The 18,553-nt window shown below is 59.6% G+C and carries 12 protein-coding genes; 7 read left to right on the top strand and 5 right to left on the bottom strand.

Features of this window, described 5'->3' with window-relative positions; genetic code table 11:
* Positions 1-83: 83 nt before the first annotated feature.
* Positions 84-1,382, bottom strand: a complete 1,299-nt coding sequence (locus HYPGJ_RS12910; protein WP_046847511.1) for a nucleotide sugar dehydrogenase — start codon at positions 1,380-1,382, stop codon at positions 84-86.
* Positions 1,383-2,133: 751 nt separating this feature from the next.
* On the opposite strand from HYPGJ_RS12910, the gene HYPGJ_RS12905 reads away from it, so the two are divergent.
* Positions 2,134-3,453: an O-antigen ligase family protein gene (locus HYPGJ_RS12905; protein WP_143440526.1), complete on the top strand. Its 1,320-nt coding sequence runs from the start codon at positions 2,134-2,136 to the stop codon at positions 3,451-3,453.
* Between the two features lie 32 nt (positions 3,454-3,485).
* Here HYPGJ_RS12905 and HYPGJ_RS12900 read toward each other — a convergent pair whose 3' ends face one another.
* Both HYPGJ_RS12900 and asnB read right to left on the bottom strand, forming a co-directional pair.
* Positions 3,486-4,589: a glycosyltransferase family 4 protein gene (locus tag HYPGJ_RS12900; protein WP_046847509.1), complete on the bottom strand. Its 1,104-nt coding sequence runs from the start codon at positions 4,587-4,589 to the stop codon at positions 3,486-3,488.
* Positions 4,590-4,637: 48 nt separating this feature from the next.
* Positions 4,638-6,467 (bottom strand): asparagine synthase (glutamine-hydrolyzing), encoded by a 1,830-nt coding sequence (gene asnB / locus HYPGJ_RS12895; RefSeq protein WP_083984123.1) that lies wholly within the window; start codon positions 6,465-6,467, stop codon positions 4,638-4,640.
* A 204-nt stretch (positions 6,468-6,671) separates the two neighbouring features.
* Between asnB and HYPGJ_RS12890 the strand changes: the two genes are divergently transcribed.
* On the top strand, positions 6,672-7,964 hold the full coding sequence (locus tag HYPGJ_RS12890; protein WP_210166504.1) for a hypothetical protein: 1,293 nt from the start codon (positions 6,672-6,674) through the stop codon (positions 7,962-7,964).
* Positions 7,965-8,097: 133 nt separating this feature from the next.
* Positions 8,098-9,168 (top strand): UDP-N-acetylglucosamine 2-epimerase (non-hydrolyzing), encoded by a 1,071-nt coding sequence (wecB, locus tag HYPGJ_RS12885; protein WP_046847507.1) that lies wholly within the window; start codon positions 8,098-8,100, stop codon positions 9,166-9,168.
* A 137-nt stretch (positions 9,169-9,305) separates the two neighbouring features.
* Here wecB and HYPGJ_RS12880 read toward each other — a convergent pair whose 3' ends face one another.
* Positions 9,306-10,076, bottom strand: coding sequence for a glycosyltransferase family 2 protein (locus HYPGJ_RS12880; protein ID WP_046847506.1), 771 nt, complete (start codon positions 10,074-10,076; stop codon positions 9,306-9,308).
* 617 nt (positions 10,077-10,693) lie between these two features.
* Between HYPGJ_RS12880 and HYPGJ_RS12875 the strand changes: the two genes are divergently transcribed.
* The 4 genes from HYPGJ_RS12875 to HYPGJ_RS12860 all read left to right on the top strand — a co-directional run bounded on the left by HYPGJ_RS12875 (position 10,694) and on the right by HYPGJ_RS12860 (position 17,712).
* Complete coding sequence (locus tag HYPGJ_RS12875; protein ID WP_046847505.1) at positions 10,694-12,904, top strand: FAD-dependent oxidoreductase; 2,211 nt, start codon at positions 10,694-10,696, stop codon at positions 12,902-12,904.
* A 55-nt stretch (positions 12,905-12,959) separates the two neighbouring features.
* A complete protein-coding gene (locus HYPGJ_RS12870) occupies positions 12,960-13,319 on the top strand; it encodes a cupin domain-containing protein (protein WP_046847504.1) in 360 nt (119 codons plus the stop codon).
* Between the two features lie 233 nt (positions 13,320-13,552).
* Entirely contained in the window at positions 13,553-16,744 is a 3,192-nt protein-coding gene (locus HYPGJ_RS12865) for a heterodisulfide reductase-related iron-sulfur binding cluster (protein WP_046847194.1), read from the top strand.
* A 2-nt stretch (positions 16,745-16,746) separates the two neighbouring features.
* The gene (locus HYPGJ_RS12860) at positions 16,747-17,712 is read left to right on the top strand and encodes an electron transfer flavoprotein subunit alpha/FixB family protein (RefSeq protein ID WP_046847193.1); all 966 of its coding nucleotides are present in this window, start codon (positions 16,747-16,749) and stop codon (positions 17,710-17,712) included.
* Between the two features lie 513 nt (positions 17,713-18,225).
* On the opposite strand, the gene HYPGJ_RS19590 is transcribed toward HYPGJ_RS12860, so the two are convergent.
* Positions 18,226-18,525 carry an AlpA family phage regulatory protein gene (locus HYPGJ_RS19590; protein WP_083984185.1) on the bottom strand — a complete coding sequence of 100 codons (300 nt, stop codon included), beginning with the start codon at positions 18,523-18,525 and terminating at the stop codon, positions 18,226-18,228.
* Positions 18,526-18,553 lie beyond the last annotated feature (28 nt).

Genomic DNA, 18,553 nt, shown 5'->3' with positions numbered 1-18,553 from the left:
CGTGACGCCCATAATTTCCAGGCGCCTGCGATCGTGTCGACGTTTACGCGCTTCGCGCGCCTCAGATCTTTCAATTCGCGACATCAGAGTCGAAACACGGTGATGCCGCGCGCGGCAAGGGCGTGTCGGTCGAAGAGGCTCTTCACGTCAGCGACGACCGGCGCCGAACCGCGCAACCGGCTCTTGATCTCGTCAGTCGTCAAGCTGCGGTAGCTGTCGTGTCCCACGGCGATGACAAGTGCATCGACCGGATGTTCGCTCGAGACCTTGCTCAGTTTGATGCCGTATTCGTGGCTCACCTCGTCCGGATCGGCGAGCGGATCCTCGACGACGATTTCCGCCCCGTGTTCAGCCAGCTCCCGCGCCAAGTCGACAACTTTCGAGTTGCGCGTATCAGGGCAGTTTTCCTTGAACGTGATGCCCATCACGCCAATGCGGCTGCGCGGGACATCGATGCCGTTTTTCAGCATGAGCTTGACGGTATTGCGTGCAACATAGCGGCCCATGTTGTCATTGATCCGGCGTCCCGCGAGCACGACCTGCGGAATGTAGCCGAGCTGCTCGGCCTTGTGCGTGAGATAATACGGATCAACGCCGATGCAGTGACCTCCGACCAGCCCGGGCCGGAAGTTTAAGAAGTTCCATTTTGTGCACGAGGCTTTCAGAACTTCGGCGGTATCGATGCCGACGCGCGCAAACACAACCGAGAGTTCGTTCATGAGAGCGATGTTGAGATCGCGCTGCGTGTTCTCGATTACCTTCGATGCCTCGGCAACCTTGATGCTGCTGGCTTTGTGCGTTCCGGCTGTGATGATCGAGGCGTAGAGGGCGTCGACCTGATCGGCGACCTCAGGTGTCGAGCCGCTGGTGACTTTTACGATCGTCGGCAGCTTGTGCTGCTTGTCGGCCGGATTGATGCGCTCGGGACTGTAGCCGCAGAAAAAGTCGCGATTGAAGACGAGGCCAGAAGCTCGGGCCAGAGCAGGGACGCAGACTTCCTCCGTCGCGCCGGGATAGACGGTCGACTCGTAGATGACCGTTGCGCCACGGCGCATCACAGCGCCGATCATTTCCGAAGCCTTGACGAGTGGTGTCAGGTCGGGCCGATTGGCATCGTCGATCGGGGTCGGCACCGTAACGATGAAGACCTGACAGTTGGCGAGATCGGCGGCGTCGTTTGTGAATGTCAGATGACGCGCGCTTGCTAATTCTTCGCGCTCGACCTCGAGTGTCCGGTCGATGCCATTGCGCAGCTCTTCGACACGCGCGGCGTTGATATCGAAACCGAGGACTCGGCGCTTTTTTCCGAATTCGACCGCAAGTGGCAAGCCTACATAGCCAAGACCGATAAGCGCAATATCACCTTCGACGCTATTAGGCATCACGACACGATCCAATTGATTGAGGAGTGAGCAATTGGCTCGTACATGACTAAATTTGATTATGCAAGCGTGGGTCTTGCCATGCTCATCACATCAAATGTCGCCGATGGATTCAAGCGTACCAAGTTTCTACTTTTGCACGTGCTCGCCGACGTCATAAGTAAGCGATGTAGCAGTGCCTCGCCTTGGTAGAGTGGGTGCAATCCTCTATGCAGTTCGGATTTCCATCTCGTGGTCTTGCGACTGATCAAGAGCATACGGCTCAGCGCTATCATCGCGCCCCAATTTTATGGGACTCAGCTGCAGAAAATCCATTGCAGGTATTTCCCGGTGATCGGAGGCCGGTTGCTTCCCAGAACAGAAATAAATGGAGTACGGGAGCAGATTAGGAGTCGGCCAGTCGGGACCTACGGCGGTGGGGAGCGAAATAGCCGGGAAGCAACGAGTCCATTATGCGCAACATAGTTGCCGATCAGGAAAAGACCGACCCGCGATTTGTGTCACGATAGCGACGTTAGGAATGTCGGCACCGTCGTCAATATGATATGGGTCCGGGGTTTGTTGTCGATGAACTCGACTAGGCCGGCGTAGCCGTCGGCTGAGAAGGCAATACTTAATTTTTTGACGCGGTGCTAGATCGATGACGCTTGTGCAGACGCCGTATCGTCGGCTCCGGAGCTCGGCTGCGGCCTCATATGTGTTACCTACGTTAACATTGTTGTTCCTGTTTTCGGGGTTCTACAAGACGACTGTGCCGTCACCGGTCGATTGGACGGTGTTGATGGGGAGCTTCGTGGCTCTCGCGTTGAGCCTGCGTGTTGTCAGGCTGCAGGGCATTGTGCAGCCGTTGGTGGGTTTGATCGTCCTCCTCAATGTTTTTCTCGCATTGCGATTAATTCCGGATTTTGCCCCGTGGGGAATTCGGAAGATCGCCGAAATCTTCAGTTTCGGCTCGGTCGCGCTAATGGCGGGATATGCAATTTTCGTGGAGCCCTCGGAAAGGCTCGCTCTCAAAAAGCTTCTCGTTTGCGTCGGAATTGCCGCTTCGGCTGTTGTCGTGCTGCAGAGTCTAAAAGATCCAACTTCTTTTTCGGCGATCGGAGGCGCGAGCTATCAGCTGACGGGACTTCTGTTGGCGTTTTCGATGGTCGCAAGCGCGTCGCTGAAGAATCCTTTCGGACTGGCCGCTTCAATTACGGGAGCGCTGGTCTGCGGCAACGTGACGGCAGCCATCTTCGGCAGCGCGGCAGTTGCCGTTATGTGGTTTCTGCAACATGACGTGAAGGCGGCCGGCGTGCAGGTGCTGGCGTCCTTGTCACTGATCGGGCTTTACTCAGCTGTCGTTGGCCCGCCGTTGAGTCTCAACCGCATCGTCATCAAAGGTTATGGTGTTGCATTACGGTACGAGCAGAAAACGAGCCGGTCATCGGCGTCCGCCGTTTCGCTCGATCGCTCTCAAACGAGCAGCCAAGCAACGGAATCTGGCAAGGACGATGCTGCACCTCGTCCAGTGGACGCTGGGCCTTTAGAGAAAAGCAGCGTCGGCGAGGAAACTGTCGAGGGAACAAATGACGCCGGCTACGAACATGCGGCTGTAGTGCAAGATGTCGATCTGGCGGACGGTGAGCGAGATCAGGTGCGCGAAGCCACCGCATACACGCCAGAGATCCTCGAGGGACTTTTTAAAGACAAGAAGCACTTCGAGAAACTTGCAAAGGACAGCGTGAACAGACTTGATATTTGGAAGGCAGCGATCAGCCACATCCACCTGAGACCTATCTTGGGGTGGGGGTATGGCAATTTGAATTACAGCATCACGCCTATGGCGCACAACGTGTTGCTGGAGCTGTTTGCGGAGGCTGGACTTATAGCCGTTATCCTTGCAATCGTGATCCTAACTTATGCCGGAACCATAGGCCTAAGAGGGTCCGATCCATTTGCTCTATGCTGCTTCTTGATTGTCGGCTGTGATCTTTTGATGTCCGCGTACTGGGGCGGACGCCTTTCAATGTTTGCGTTGGGCTTGATCGCCGGGGCATGGCATGACGAAAGAGCGTCTCGAGTTGGTTGAGCCCGCCGGATGACGCTGCGTAGGTCACCTGCTCAAGCCGCGACTTCATCATAGATTTGCAACAGCTTACGTTCTTCGTTAGCCCAATTGTAGCGTTCGACGACTGCCCGACGGCCATTCTCGCCCATCCGCTTCGCACGCAAAGGATTTTCGACCAGTTGGTCGATTGCAGCGGCGATTGCCTTCGGGTCGAGGGGATCGACGCACAGACCACACTCGTTTCCTTCGACGATCTCGCGCCAGAGAGGGAAGTTCGACGCGATAACGGGGATTCCGGCCGACATGTACTCGAACATTTTGTTTGGCTGAGCGTCGATATGGTTAGGCAACGGAAGAAACGTAACGATCCCCGCAACGGAACGTCCAAGAGTATCCCGTACCTCGTCGCGCGAAAGGAAGCCAAGCGCGTTAACTCTTGACCAGCCGGGCATCGCCTCCATTTCTATTTTAAGCTCCTGCTCTTGAAATGTGCCGGCGATATTCAGCCGTGTGCCGGATTTGGTCATCGCCATTGCGGCAATTACCTCCCGGATACCCCGGATTTCTGCGATGCCGCCGACATAACAGGCTTCATTCTGTTTGTTGCTCCAGGCAATCTCTGCCTCAAGTTCTCCCTGCAAGGGGAAATTGTTGATGTCGATGGCAGGAATGCCGACGCGCGTGAAGCTATCGCGGATGGCCGGAGTCGCAGTAACAACACGATCGATCTTTCGGCCGACAAAGTTCTGAACTCGATTCGCCACAGCCGCGATGGGATGACGTAGCGGTGCGGGAATGTAAGATTTAGAAAGGATGTCCCCCGGCAAATCCTCATGCGCGTCATAGATCACTCTTTTTCCGCGCCGCTTCAGAGCGAGGCCGATCGGAAGTAATTCCGGATCATGGAAATGATAAATGTCGGCATCAATCGCGACCGCACACCTTAGGACGCGGCGCGTTGCACCAAGCATTCTATCGCGCCGCCCGTATGATTTTCCGATATCGATGATCTGGACGCCATCACGATTAGACTCGCCCTGACCATCTGCGACAACGAGCGTAACTTCGTTGCCCGCCGCAGCCAGCGAACGGCACTGTTTGAGGAAGATGCGTGTATCGAAGCGCGCATGTACCGATGTGAGATGGGCGATCTTCACGGTTGGTGTCGCCTTCGGATGACTGGAGGCTGGAGCCGAATTGGCATTTCAAGCGGCAATCTTGAACTCTTTTTCCCATAACGCGAGGCTATAGAGGCGCCAGCGGCTGCGCTTGTCCAGACGCTTCATGGCGCTCGACAGCGCCGACGCGTTGGTCAGCTCGCGCACGAGCGGTGAGGCAGCCACAACTTTTTCAATCTCGGCCGCATGCGTCCTCAGCCAGATGTCTTCCGGAGCCTCAAAGCCAAATTTATTCTTGCGCCACACGATTTCGGCCGGCATCCGCGTCTCCATCGTCTTGCGAAGGATCCATTTCGACCAGCCGTCCCGGATCTTGTAGGTGTCGGACAAGGACAAGCTCATCTCGAGCAGGCGGTAGTCGAGGAAGGGCAGCCGTGCCTCGATGCTGTGCGCCATCGAGTTTTTGTCCTCGTAGCGCAGCAGGATCGGAAGGTTAGTCGATTCGATCTCGAGCTTTTGCAGTTCGAAGCTGTCGAAGCAGTTGCGCGCGAACGCCGAGAGATGGGGCGGGCGCGCCGCGTGCCGCGTGAAATGGCGGTGGCGCCGCTTATAGAAGGCGTAACGCGCCGGCGCGACCATGCCGCCGACGAGATATTTCGCCATGTTGACCGACCCCATTTTAGAATTGTTGCGGGCCGATGCGCGGATTGCTGCGAGGGTCGCGCCGATGCCCTCGCGGCGGAACGAGGAGGCGATGTAGGCGGCGTAGTACTTTTCGTAGCCGAGCAACGTCTCGTCGCCGCCCTGGCCATCAAGGAGCACGGTGATGCCGTTGTCGCGCGCCGTCTTCATTACGAAATACTGCATCGTCAATGACGGACTGCCGAAAGGCTCCTCCTGCGCGCGCACGACCGCGTCGAGCGTATCGGCGAAGTCGCGATAGCCAGGCTTCACCGGATGCCAATCGAGGTCGCTGGCCTTCACCACCATCTCGGCGTAACGGGCCTCGTTGTTCGATTCCTGCTCGCTCACAGCGGTTATGGCGGCGAAGGCTCCGCCCGCCGATTGCCGGTAGAGGCGAGATGCGAGTGTGGCGACGGTCGAAGAATCCATGCCTCCACTGAGGCAGGTGCCGACCTTCACATCCGAGCGCATTCGAAGCCGGACCGCGTCTTCCAGAAGCGCACCGAAACGCTTGATGGCGGCATCGATGCCCAGGGCCGAGATCTCCTCGCGCCGCTTGATCTCGTAGTAGCGGCGGATGCTGAACTTGTTGGTGGCAAGATCGTAGACGCCGCTGTGCCCGCCCGGCATGCGGCGAATGCCTTTGAAAAACGTTGCGTCGTCGAGTTCGCTTGCGTCCGTCACCAGATACGTGCGCACGACGTCCATGTCGGCCGCCGTGCTTTCGCCGAAGGGCAAGAGCTGCCGGATCTCGGAACTGAAAGCGAAGGCTTTGCCGTCTACTCGATAATAGAACGGTTTGACGCCGAACCGGTCGCGCGAGCAGAACAGTTTCTTCTTCCGGCGGTCCAGAATTGCGAACGACCACATGCCGTTGAAGCGCGTGACGCAGTCTTCGCCCCAGCACGAGTAGGCCGCCAAGATCACTTCCGAGTCGGTTTGAGTGTGAAAGGCATAGCCGTGCGCGCGCAGCTCTTCCCGGATCTCGATATAATTATAAATCTCGCCATTGAAGGTGAGGACGAGCCCGCTGTCGGCGTATTGCATGGGCTGCGCACCATCGTCCGACAGGTCCAGCACCGAGAGCCGACGATGGCCGAGCGCAACGGGCCCATCGATAAAATGCCCGGCTCCGTTTGGGCCGCGGTGACGAACTGCGTCGGTCATCCGCTGTACGACGGCCAATTCCGCGGGGCCTCCATCGGTGCGAATAAAGCCCGCAATCCCACACATAGATTATCGCCCCCGTCAGATCGCGCGTCTCTCGCTCCGCCGCATCTCATAATTGAAGAAAGCGGCGCCCGCCACCCCGCGCCGACTAAGCCATTTTTGCCGTCCAATCGTGCTTTGCTGACAATGCGGCCGGGTGAATTGCATTCGTGCCTCCAGAGTGCTAAGCGGCGGCTCGCGTAGTTCCGATCGGAGAAGCAAGGTGGGTTGCCGAAGAGTTCACGCGCCAGCACGATGATGCAACGCCTCCGCAAAATTCTGCGCATGGAAAATGCCGGCCTGCTGTCGGCAAGTGTAGGCATCCAGATCGTCGGCTACGCCATTTCTCTCGCGCTGACGCCGCTTGCCATTGCCTTCTATACGCCCGCCGAATTCGGCAAGCTCGCGGTCGTCCTTTATGTTGCCAATTTTGTCGGCGGATACGGCGGCCTGAGGCTCGAATGGGCCGTCATCAACGAGCATTCTCGGCGCATAGCGGACCTGCTGATGCGGTTTGCTGCAACCCTCCTCCTTCTGTGGGGAGCAGCGCTGTTCGCCGTTGCTCTATTAGCGCCTTCCGAACTCTACAATCTTCTCGCCATCGAACGTGGCCAGGCGATGATGGCGGCGCCGATCGCCGTTGCTATCGGTCTCGGCATTTTCCAGCAGTCATGGGGGATCCGCGAGCAGGCGTACCGCGATGTCTACCTGTCGCGAAATGTCGTGATGGTTTCGCGGCAGGTGCTGCAGATCGCTTTCGGGATGATCCTGCCGTCCGTCCTGATGCTTCTGGTGACGGAACTCGCCGCGCGCGTGCTCGGCATTCTCGTCATCGTGCGGCGTCTCGGTAAGCCATTGGAAGTTTTGCCGCTCGGGCGCTTCGTGAAGCAGGCGAAGGCTGCGCTTTTGCGCCGATACGGCCACTACACTAAGGTTGCCCTGCCATCGAGCATCGTCGATTTCGCACAATCAGAGAGCTTGCCCGTTATCTTGCTGTTGACGCATGGTCCGGAAGTTGGTGGCGCGTTCTGGCTGGTTCAGCGGATCTTTGGCTTGCCGGTCGCGCTGATCGGCACGGTGGTCGGCGACGTATTCCAAGGTCAGATGGCGCGTCAGCGTGATCGCTCCGTGATCGTAAAGCAATTGTCGCAGACGGCTGCTCTATTGACGTTGTTCGCCATTGTGCTGCTGCCTGCGGTGGCCGTCGCGTTCTGGTTTCTCACTCAGAATCTCTACAATGGAACCTGGGCGCTCAGCGGCGAGATCGGGCTCTATCTCGTTCCGGCGATCTGCCTGCAATTCATAGCGTCGCCGCTCAGCCGGAGCCTGATCGTGCTGAAGTGCATGCAATACAAATATGTTTTCGATGGCGCTCTTTTCCTGGCGTTGGCAAGCTGGTTGGCGGCGACTCAGGTTTTCGGCCTTAGCCTCATGCAATCGATGATCTTTCTCTCTATTGCTCAATCGATTGCATATTCGATTTATATTTTTCTGAGTTTCTATGTTGCAAAGTTGAAATAGGCCGCGCAAATGTGAAAAGCGCAGTCTGGCTTTATCGCGATCGGTCATTTCAGAGTGACGATCGCAGTCCTATCGCATTCTATATCCATGGGCCCGTTCGGGCCGCGCACCGCGCGAGGAAGCTACCAACATCATGAAAACCATTGCTACCATCGTCGGCGCTCGTCCGCAGTTCATCAAGGTTGCGCCGGTAAGCAAAGCGCTCGCGGCGACGGGTACAGTGCGCGAGGTTTTGATTCATACAGGGCAGCATCACGACGCGGGCATGTCGGATGTTTTCTTCGAAGAACTCGGCATCGCCGCGCCGGATCACCACCTGGGCATTCACGGTGGAGGTCATGGCGCGATGACCGGCGCGATGCTTCAGCAAATAGAGCCGGTGTTGCAGGAGTTGAAGCCTGATCGCGTCTTGATCTACGGCGATACCAACTCGACGCTTGCCGGCGCGCTCGTTGCTGCGAAGCTGCATATACCGGTCGCGCACGTCGAGGCGGGTTTGCGCTCGTTCAATCGCGCCATGCCCGAGGAAATCAATCGTATTGTCGCCGACCAGCTGTCTGACATCCTGTTCGCCTCAACTGAGACCGCGGTCGAAAATCTGAAACGGGAAGGCATTGCAGCGGAACGTATCTTTGCGGTTGGCGACGTGATGTATGACGCGGCTCTGCAATTCGCCGACGTTGCTGCGCGCCGGGGCGAACTCCTGACGAAGCTCGGCATCGTGCCGAAAGGTTATGTGCTCGCGACCATTCATCGGGCGGAGAATACCGACGATTTGGCGCGTCTCACCGCCATCGTTTCGGCACTCGAAACGGTCGCGGCGAAACTGCCGGTGGTGCTGCCCCTTCATCCGCGGACTCAAGCGAGGATGAAGGCCGCGGGCCTCGCTTTCGATAAGGTGCGCACGGTGCCGCCGGTTGGCTATCTCGATATGGTGGCGCTTGAATCGCAGGCGAGCTTGATCGCGACAGACTCGGGCGGCGTCCAGAAAGAAGCGTTCTTCTATCGCGTACCCTGCGTGACGCTGCGAGACGAGACGGAATGGGTCGAACTCGTGGATCTTGGCTGGAACAGGCTCGTCTCGCCAGCGACGAGCAACGTGGCGGAGGCCATTCTCGCGGCTATCGGCAGTGCCGGCAAGGATGCGCAGCCCTATGGCGACGGCCGCTCGTCAGAAGCTATTGCACGCGTTCTCGCGGGTTGACGAGGCCGGCACTCGAGCTTGTCCCCGAGTTTTCCAGAAAAGCGGGTACGTGAGCTGATGCGTTATGTTCGGAAGCGTACCAACGGCCGACTGCGACGAGAACCTTGGTGGAGTGAGGCTTGTACCTATTGGTTTCGTTACGCGTGCGGCCTTCGGTGACGCCGCCAGAGACGATAGACTTTCGCTGCTCTGAAGCGGGCTTGCAGCGCCGCGTAGCGTACGCCCATGACGCCGCCGGTGATGTGTCGCCTGACGATGTAGTACTTATAAAAGTTCAGTGGGAATTCGATCGTGAGGCGCGCCAATGTGAGTGCCGGGCTGGTGATCGAAGCGTGTTCGGCCGCAAGCGACATGCGCCTGTCCAGTTTGGCCCTCATGTGATCGAACGAACGGATTGAAAAATGGTGGATGGGCGCAGTGAGGCGGCCTACAGCATGACCGTCTGTCACGACAGTGTCATGAACGTGCGAGTCTCTGAAGCGCACGACCTGGCGGTTGTAGAGCCTGACGCACCAATGGTCCCGAGCCCAGATGCGCGGCTTGCTCCGTTGCGGATAGACGACGTGGATCGGCATGCCATACGCCTCACGCGCTGGCTCGCCCGAACGGAATAGTTCCGTAATTTTCGTACGAAGTTCTGGGGAGACGACTTCGTCGGCGTCCAGGTTCAATACCCAGTCGTGATGGCACTGCTCTTCGGCGAATCGTTTTTGCCTGCCAAAGCCAAGCCACGTCTGTGAAATTACGCGTGCGTGCGCACCCTGGGCAACAGACACCGTATCGTCGGTGCTGCCGCTGTCGACGACCACGACTTCATCAACCCATGGTTCAACCGACCGAATTGTTCTGACAATGCGATCAGCCTCGTTTTGAGCAATAATGAAGCACGATATAGGCAGTCTGGACATATCAGGCGAAATCTCCCCTCCCCCCGGGTGGTTTGAGCGCCATCCGACTAGGCTCGATGTGCATTTCATCGCGTTGCCAGTCAAGATGTCTGAAAAGGGTAGTGCACTTGGCTAACTTTATTATTTCTCGATTTTCTGCTCGTCGCGGCGAGTGGCCGTATATGTCCGACCGCTCAAATGGGCCGCTTTCAGAAATTTGCAGCTAGATCCGAGTGCATTGTATATAAAATTTCTTTTCCTATCGTTGTTTTCGGTCAAACGCTCTTAAGCCCCCCTAATTATATGGACTATTCGTGTAATTCATTACGCGGAATATCCGTATTGCACTAATTGTTATATCGCAATGCGATATGTTGCGGCAGGCGTGCTCGTAAGCTGTCTGTGACCATAGCGCACATACGCCATGAGGGACCGTTTCATCTGGCTACTGGACTCACTGTCCGAGCGCTTGTTTAGGCCCAGAGCAACGGTTATCCTGTGAGTTGACCGAAACTGGCGGCGCTTCGCATGTGCAGCAGAAATCTACCTCCTAAGGAGTAATCGGTCGTGACAATAGACGGGAGGCATCGCGCCATAGCCAATCCTTGGTTCTCGGGAGAACCAAGGAGTCCTAAAAAATGGCAAGAGATCCTCGCTTCGACATCCTCTTCACGCCTCTGAAGCTCGGCTCTAAAACGATACGCAATCGCTTCTATCAGGTGCCTCACTGCAACGGCGCGGGAACGAACTCGCCCGGCATGAACATGGCTCATCGCGGCATCAAGGCCGAAGGCGGCTGGGGCGCCGTCAACACCGAGCAGTGCTCGATCCATCCGGAATGCGACGACACGCTGCGCATCACGGCCCGTATCTGGGACCAGGGCGACATGCGCAACCTGCGCGCCATGGTCGACCACGTGCACAGCCACGGCTCGCTCGCAGGCTGCGAACTTTTCTACGGCGGACCGCACGCGCCGGCCATTGAATCGCGCACGATTTCGCGTGGCCCGAGCCAGTACAACTCCGAATTCGCAACCGTTCCGGGCTGCCCCGGCTTCACCTACAATCATGAAGCCGACATCGACGAACTCGAGCGCCTGCAGCAGCAGTATGTGGACGCGGCACTGCGCGCCCGCGATACCGGCTTCGACCTCGTGAACGTCTACGGCGCTCACGCCTATGGCCCGATGCAGTGGCTCAACCCTTACTACAACCGGCGCACCGACAAATACGGCGGCAGCTTCGATAACCGCGCTCGCTTCTGGATCGAGACGCTCGAGAAGATCCGCCGGGCCGTCAACGATGACGTGGCGCTTGTCACGCGCTGCGCGACCGACACCCTCTATGGAACGAAGGGCGTCGAGCTGACCGAGGACGGCCTGCGCTTCATCGAGCTTGCTTCGCCGTATCTCGACCTCTGGGACGTCAACATCGGCGACATCGCCGAGTGGGGTGAAGACGCGGGTCCCTCGCGCTTCTATCCGATTGCGCACGAAAACGACTGGATCCGCCATATCAAGCAGGCGACCAACAAGCCGGTCGTCGGCGTCGGCCGCTACTATGATCCGGAAAAGATGCTGCAGGTCATCAAGGCAGGCATCATCGACATCATCGGTGCGGCGCGTCCGTCGATCGCCGATCCGTGGCTGCCACGGAAGATCGACGAGGGTCGCGTCGACGACATCCGCACCTGCATCGGCTGCAACGTCTGCATCTCGCGCTGGGAAATGGGCGGCGTGCCGTTCATCTGCACGCAGAATGCGACGGCCGGCGAAGAGTATCGCCGCGGCTGGCATCCGGAGAAGTTCGAACCGAAGAAGTCGGATCACGACGTCCTGATCGTCGGCGCCGGCCCTGCCGGATCGGAATGCGCCCGTGTGCTCATGGAACGCGGCTACACCGTGCATCTTGTCGATACGCGGGAAAAGACCGGCGGTTATGTCAACGACGTCGCCACGCTGCCGGGTCTCGGCGAGTGGAGCTTCCATCGCGACTATCGCCAGACGCAGCTCGAAAAGCTCCTCAAGAAGAACCCCGAGTGCCAGATCGCGCTCAAGCAGAAGCCGATGACTGCCGATGACATTCTGCAGTATGGCGCGTCGCGCGTCGTCATTGCGACGGGCGCGAAGTGGAGCACCACGGGCGTCAATCACCGCACGCACGAGCCGATCCCCGGCGCCGATGCGAGCCTGCCGCACGTCCTGACACCCGAACAGGTGTACGAGGGCAAGAAGGCTGTCGGCAAGCGCGTGATGATCATCAACTACGATCCGTACTACACGGCGCCAAGCCTTGCGGAGAAGTTCGCCCGCGCCGGTCACGACGTAACGGTTGCGACGGTGTGCGGTCTCGGCGCCTACATGGAGTACACGCTCGAGGGCGCGAACATGCAGCGTCTCATCCACGAACTCGGCATCAAGGTTCTGGGCGAGACGGGTTGCTCGCGCGTCGAACAGGGTCGCGTCGAACTCTTCAACATCTGGGGTGAAGGCTACAAGCGCTCTTACAAGGGTGCCGGGCAGCTGCCGCGCAACGAGAACTCCAGTCACGAATGGCACGAGTGCGATACCGTGATCCTCGTCACGTCGCGCCGGTCCGAGGATACGCTCTATCGTCAGCTCAAGGCGCGGAAGAGCGAGTGGGAAGCGAACGGCATCAGCAATGTCTTCGTCATCGGCGATGCCGAGTCGCCCCGTATCATCGCGGACGCGACGTTCGATGGGCATCGGCTGGCACGTGAGATCGAAGATGCCGATCCGCAGCATCAGAAACCATACAAGCGCGAGCAACGCGCCTGGGGCACGGCGTACAACCCGGACGAGAATCCGGATCTGGTGTGGCGCGTCTAGCGCCACTCCTTTCTTGGTGCATACTCCATCGTGTCAACACATTAGGAATAGTCCAATGACCATCACAGCATTCGGAAAATACACAGCACCGAAATCAACGCCGATCACTGCCGACCTCGACGGTTGGAAGCCGGTCTCCGGCACACCTTCGATGAAGACGTGGATCGAAAACAAAACCGCCGACGGCAAGTTTTTGACCGGTTTCTGGGAAGCACAGCCCGGCACCTATCACGTCACCTACAAGGCCGACGAATTGATTCATCTGTTTGAAGGCAAAGTCACGCTGACGGAAGACGGCACCGGCAAGACGGCGCAGTTCTCGGCCGGCGACAGCTTCCAGATCGACGCCGGTTTCGTCGGTACCTGGAAGACGGAAGCAACGATCCGAAAGATCTTCGCCATCCGCATCGCGTGATGTGCTGTGCCGCTCCATCGCGAGATGGAGCGGCCTTTCGTTTCCGAACAAACAACAAAGAAAAATCACGACGATTGGCGTGGCGCGGGCATCCGCGCCATTTGCCGGCAGGTGTCGTTCGCGCCTTGATCGGAGGAGGTCCGGCGGCGCGATAACGATATCGCAAGGGCCGATGGCGTCCGGCGCAGCCAGAGACGAGCTGCTGACGGCGCCAGGCCAAAGAGGATAAATCGGTGGAATCGCGCGAGCTATTTTGGGGCATCAACACGCAGCAGCTGATCATGTTCTACATGCTCGGCACGCTGTCGATGGCGGTGTTCCTGTACGGGGCGTATGCGCACATCGCGAAGTATGCGCGCGGCAAGTCGCTGGTCGAGCCGCTCGAGCTTTATGACCGCGTCGTCCGTGGGCTGAAGGACATCTTCTCGCATCGCACGCTCAGGCGGCGCGATCGCTGGGCGGGCCTCGCGCACAAGGGCATCTTCTACGGCTATCTGTTCGGCGCCATCGCGACGACGCTCTATTTCATCGAGGTCGATCTTCTGAAGCCGCTGACGGGCATCACGTTCGTCAAGGGCAAGTTCTATCTGATCATGAGCCTGCTGCTCGATCTCGGACATCTGTCCCTGATCATCGGCCTCGTCTACATGATCGTGCGCCGGGCGCTCATCAAGCCCAAGAAGCTCGACTACGTGCGCAACTATCGCGGCGAGACGGAGCTGCGCGCCGTCGCCGAAGGCTGGCGCATCGAGGACTGGGTCTTCGTCGTCTCGCTGCTGCTCATCGAATGCTCGGGCTTCCTGCAGGAAGCCTGCGGCCTCATCATCGACAAGCCGGCGTGGGCGGCGTGGTCGCCGGTGGGCCTCGCGCTGTCGAAGGTGCTGACCGGCGCCGGCGTGACGGAAGAAACGGCGGCGGCGATCCGGCATACGAACTGGTGGATGCACGGCATCCTGGCACTGACGTTCACGGCCGCGATCCCGTGGTACAAGGCCAAGCACATCATTGCCGCCGTCGGATCGCTGATCTTCCGCAACAAGCAGCCGCTGGCGCTGTTGCCGGGCGAGCCCAAGGACGCCGAGAAGGCCGGCATTTCCGCGATCGAGGACTTCACCTGGAAGGACATGCTGCATCTCGACGCCTGCACCAAGTGCGGCCGTTGTCATGAAGCCTGTCCGGCGCGGACGGCCGGATATCCGCTCAGCCCGCGCGACTTCATTCTCGATCTGCGCGCCTACAACGACGAGGCCAAGGGCTGCTCGTCGCCGGCGCTCGATCTCGTCGGCGGCGTCATCGCGCCGGAGACGCTCTGGGCCTGCCGCACCTGCGGCGCCTGCCAGGAGATCTGCCCGGTCGGCATCGAACATCCGTCCCTCATCGTGCGCATGCGTCGGCATCTCGTCGAGCAGGGCACGATGGACCCCTTGCTGCGCAACACGATCGTGCAGATCGGCGACACCGGCAACAGCTTCGGCGAGAACTCGCGCAAGCGCTCGCAATGGACGAAGGCGCTCGAGTTCCGCGTCAAGGACATCCGCGAGGATGCCGCCCCGACGCTGTGGTTCGTCGGCGACTTCGCCTCCTTCGATCCGCGCAACCAGAAGGTCAGCCAGACGGTGGCGCGGCTCCTCAAAGCCGCACGCGAAGACTTCGCACTGCTGCACGAGGGCGAGAAGACGGCGGGTAACGACGTGCGCCGCGTCGGCGAAGAGGGCCTTTACGAGGAACTCGCGAGCCACAACATCGAGCAGATGCAGGGCGCGAAGCCGTTCCAGCGCATCATCACCACCGATCCGCACAGCTACAACACGATCAAGAACGAATACCCGGCCTTCGGTGAGGTCGCGCCGATCGAGCACTATTCGAGCGTGCTCGCCGACCTTCTGACCAGCGGCCGCCTCAAAGTCAAAAAGCCGCTCAACAAGCGCGTCACGTTCCATGACCCGTGCCATCTCGGGCGCCTGAACGGCGGCTACGACGCGCCGCGCAAGGTGCTGGAGCTGATCGGCTGCGAGCTGATCGAGATGCCGCGCAATCGCGACAACTCGTTCTGCTGCGGCGCCGGCGGCGGACGCATCTGGATCCCCGATACGCAGGGCACGCAGAAGCCCTCCGAGAACCGCGTGCACGAAGCGGCGGCGCTCAACATCGATATCTTCGTCACTTGCTGTCCAAAGGACCTGACCATGTTTGAGGATGCTCGAAAGACCGGCGGGCACGAGAAGGATTTCGTCGTCCAGGATCTGGCCGAGCTGGTCGCGGAAGCCATCGAGCTGAAGTCGCTCAACCTCAAGGATCTGCCGCCGCTCGCCGACCGCCTCGTCGCCGCGATCGCAACGCACATCTCGGATGCGGTGGCGACGAAGCTCGACGCCGTGATCTCGGCGCGGCTCGCGAGCCTGCCGGTGGCGGCCGCCCCCGTGGCGCTCGCTGCAGCTCCGGCCGCCGTTGCGGAGCAGGCTCCGGCGACACCAGCTGCACCAACGCAAGCTCCCGCCGAAGTAGCACCTGCACCGGAAGCGAAGGCGCCGGATGCTGCACCTGCCGCGGCACCCGCGGCACCGGCCGTCGAACAGAAGCTGACGCCGGTCTCGTGGGACGGACTGAAGCCCGTCACGCCGGCGACGTTCGCCGACTATCAGGCGCCGCCGAAGACCGGCCTGCGCATTCTCGTCACCATCAAGAACGTCGCCAAGCTCGGTGACGAATACGGCTTCACCGCCGACGGCCGCGACGTGCGCCGCGAGTTCATGGAGTTCTCCTTGAACGAGTGGGACGACGCGGCGCTCGAGGAAGCGCTCCGCTGCGTCGAGAAGCAGGGCGGCGGCGAAGTCGTGGCCGTCACCGTCGGCGACGGCGATGCCGATGCGTCGCTGCTCAAGGCGCTCGCTAAAGGCGCGCACCGGGCGGTGCGGATCTGGGACGACTCGCTCGCCAACGCCGATCCGATCACCATCGCGCGCGCCATCGCCGGCGTCGCGAAGGCGGAAGATCCCGATCTCGTGTTCTCGGGCGTGCAGTCGGGCGACCAGGCGCACGGCGCCACCGGTACCGCGCTCGCACGCATTCTCGGCCTGCCGCATGCCGCTGTCGTCGTCGGCTTCGAGTGGGACGGCAAGGGTCCGCTGAAGCTCGCGCGCGAACTCGAAGGCGGCCTCCGGCACAACTTCGATCTCAAGGCGCCGGCCGTCGTCGCCATCCAGACCGGCATCAACACGCCGCGCTTCGCGACCATGAAGATGGTCAAGCAGGCGAAGCAGAAGCCGCTCGTCGTCGTCAGCGGCGCCGGCGTCGTCGACGGTAGCGGCGGCTATGTCGTCAAGCGCATGTACATCCCCGAGCAGTCGAAAGCCGAGATGCTGACCGGCACGCCGGCGGAGATCGCGAAGTTCATCGCCAACCTCATTCGTGAAAAGAAGGGCTGATCATGGCCGGCATTCTCATCGTCGCCGAACATCTGAACGGCGTGGTTCGCGACATCACCCGGGAAGCGATCGGGGCGGCGCAGCAGGTGAAGGCGGGCCTCGGCGGTCCGGTCGTCGTCGCCGTCATCGGCAACGACATCGGCGCGATCGCCGACTCGCTCGACCTCGCGGGCGTCGACGAGATCGTGCAGGTCAAGGCGCCGGCCGATCACTTCGATCCGCACGTCTATGAAGAGTGCGTTCTGGAACTCGGCAAGACGTACCAGCCCGAGCTGATCCTGCTCGGCCATACCGTCAACGGCATGGCGCTCGCGGCGGCCATCGCGGCGCGGCTCGGCGCGGGCTTTGCGAGCGACGTGCTGGCGCTTTCGGCCGACGCCACCGGCCTGACCGCGACGCGCGGCGCCTACGGCAACAAGGTCAACCTCGAGGTGGCGTTCCCGGACCGCAAGATCGTCGTGCTGGCGCTTCGCGGCGCGACGTATCCGGTGCCCGACGCCAAAGGCAGCGCCAAGCGCACGGCGATCGAGCCCAATCTCATCCAGGCCTCCGAGAGCATGCAGCACACGGGCTACATCGAAGCGCCGCAGTCGAACATCGATATCGCGAAAGCCGAATACATTCTCTCCGTCGGCCGCGGCATCCAGGAAAAAGACAACCTCCCGCGCTTCGAAGGGCTCGCCGACCGGCTCGGCTTCACGTTCGGCTGCTCGCGCCCGATCGTCGATTCCGGATGGCTGCCGAAGCCGCATCAGGTCGGGCAATCCGGCAAGGTCGCGAGCGCCTGCAAAGTCTACGTCGCGCTCGGCATCTCAGGCGCCGTGCAGCACCTCTACGGCATGAAGCACGTCGACACCATCATCGCCGTCAACACCGATCCGGAAGCGCCGATCTTCAACGTCGCGACCTACGGCGTCTGCATGGACATCTTCGAATTCGCAAAGGAGCTCGAAGCACAATTCAACTGATTATGGCGAAGATGAAGGTTGCCGGGCGACGGGGGAATTGAGGCTCCGGCATAAGCGAGTTTTTGGATACGAGATCCCGCTCCTTTTCGGAGCGGCGGCGGTGAAGCGCATTCCGCTTTCACTTCACTAGCCTTTTATTCTTCCAGCTTTGATGGACGCTCTGAGTTGATCGGGCGGGAATGAAAGCCGTGCTGGAGCAGCTTGAGTTATGCGCTCGTCGGCGAGCGCCCCGCGGGAAGCATCATCGGCGACGTTCAGCGGCAACGCGCGCCGAATTATTCAATCAGCGGTATTTGGCGGAGAGGGAGGGATTGGAACCCGCTCTCTAAGTCGTTGAATTTAAACAATAATGAATTTTTATTGTTTAAATGGTCCCTCTCCTAGTCCCACTCAAATTGTTATTCCAAGCATATAGTTAGACGAAAAAAATATGGTTGTAGAGGCGAGATTTTCAGAGCATTCCGATGCCTCCTATCCCGATAGTGAGCTTGTCATCAAGTTGCCGCTCGCGAGTTAGGAAGGCCAACCATAAGTTCGCTCATCGACTATCTTCTTCATCCACTCACTGACCTCTGCATCAACCCAAACGCGTCGCCCTGGAGACACCGCGACGGGATTGGGAAAGGTGCCCTGAGAAACCATTCGATAGATTTGAGCACGGCTAAGAGTTGTACGGCGTACCACGTCTCTTGCCGACAGGAAGACAGCCGGCTGCCGCTTGTCTTCTAATCGCGCCTTTATTTCTTCGATCGCAATGTGCGTTTTACTCGGACCCGAGGAACGCCCTGGCCGATTGGAATTTTTAAGCCGCATGCTTCCCCACAACTGTTGGAATGGCATC

The sequence above is a fragment of the Hyphomicrobium sp. GJ21 genome (assembly GCF_001006785.1).
GTDB lineage: Bacteria > Pseudomonadota > Alphaproteobacteria > Rhizobiales > Hyphomicrobiaceae > Hyphomicrobium_B.
This window is presented reverse-complemented; position numbering and strand designations above follow the sequence as displayed.

Coding starts and splice junctions, on each gene's coding strand:
- HYPGJ_RS12910 (WP_046847511.1), bottom strand. CDS start 1,382: ATGCCTAATAGCGTCGAAGGTGATATTGCGCTTATCGGTCTTGGCTAT.
- asnB (WP_083984123.1), bottom strand. CDS start 6,467: ATGTGTGGGATTGCGGGCTTTATTCGCACCGATGGAGGCCCCGCGGAA.
- wecB (WP_046847507.1), top strand. CDS start 8,098: ATGAAAACCATTGCTACCATCGTCGGCGCTCGTCCGCAGTTCATCAAG.
- HYPGJ_RS12880 (WP_046847506.1), bottom strand. CDS start 10,076: ATGTCCAGACTGCCTATATCGTGCTTCATTATTGCTCAAAACGAGGCT.
- HYPGJ_RS12875 (WP_046847505.1), top strand. CDS start 10,694: ATGGCAAGAGATCCTCGCTTCGACATCCTCTTCACGCCTCTGAAGCTC.
- HYPGJ_RS12870 (WP_046847504.1), top strand. CDS start 12,960: ATGACCATCACAGCATTCGGAAAATACACAGCACCGAAATCAACGCCG.
- HYPGJ_RS12860 (WP_046847193.1), top strand. CDS start 16,747: ATGGCCGGCATTCTCATCGTCGCCGAACATCTGAACGGCGTGGTTCGC.
- HYPGJ_RS19590 (WP_083984185.1), bottom strand. CDS start 18,525: ATGCGGCTTAAAAATTCCAATCGGCCAGGGCGTTCCTCGGGTCCGAGT.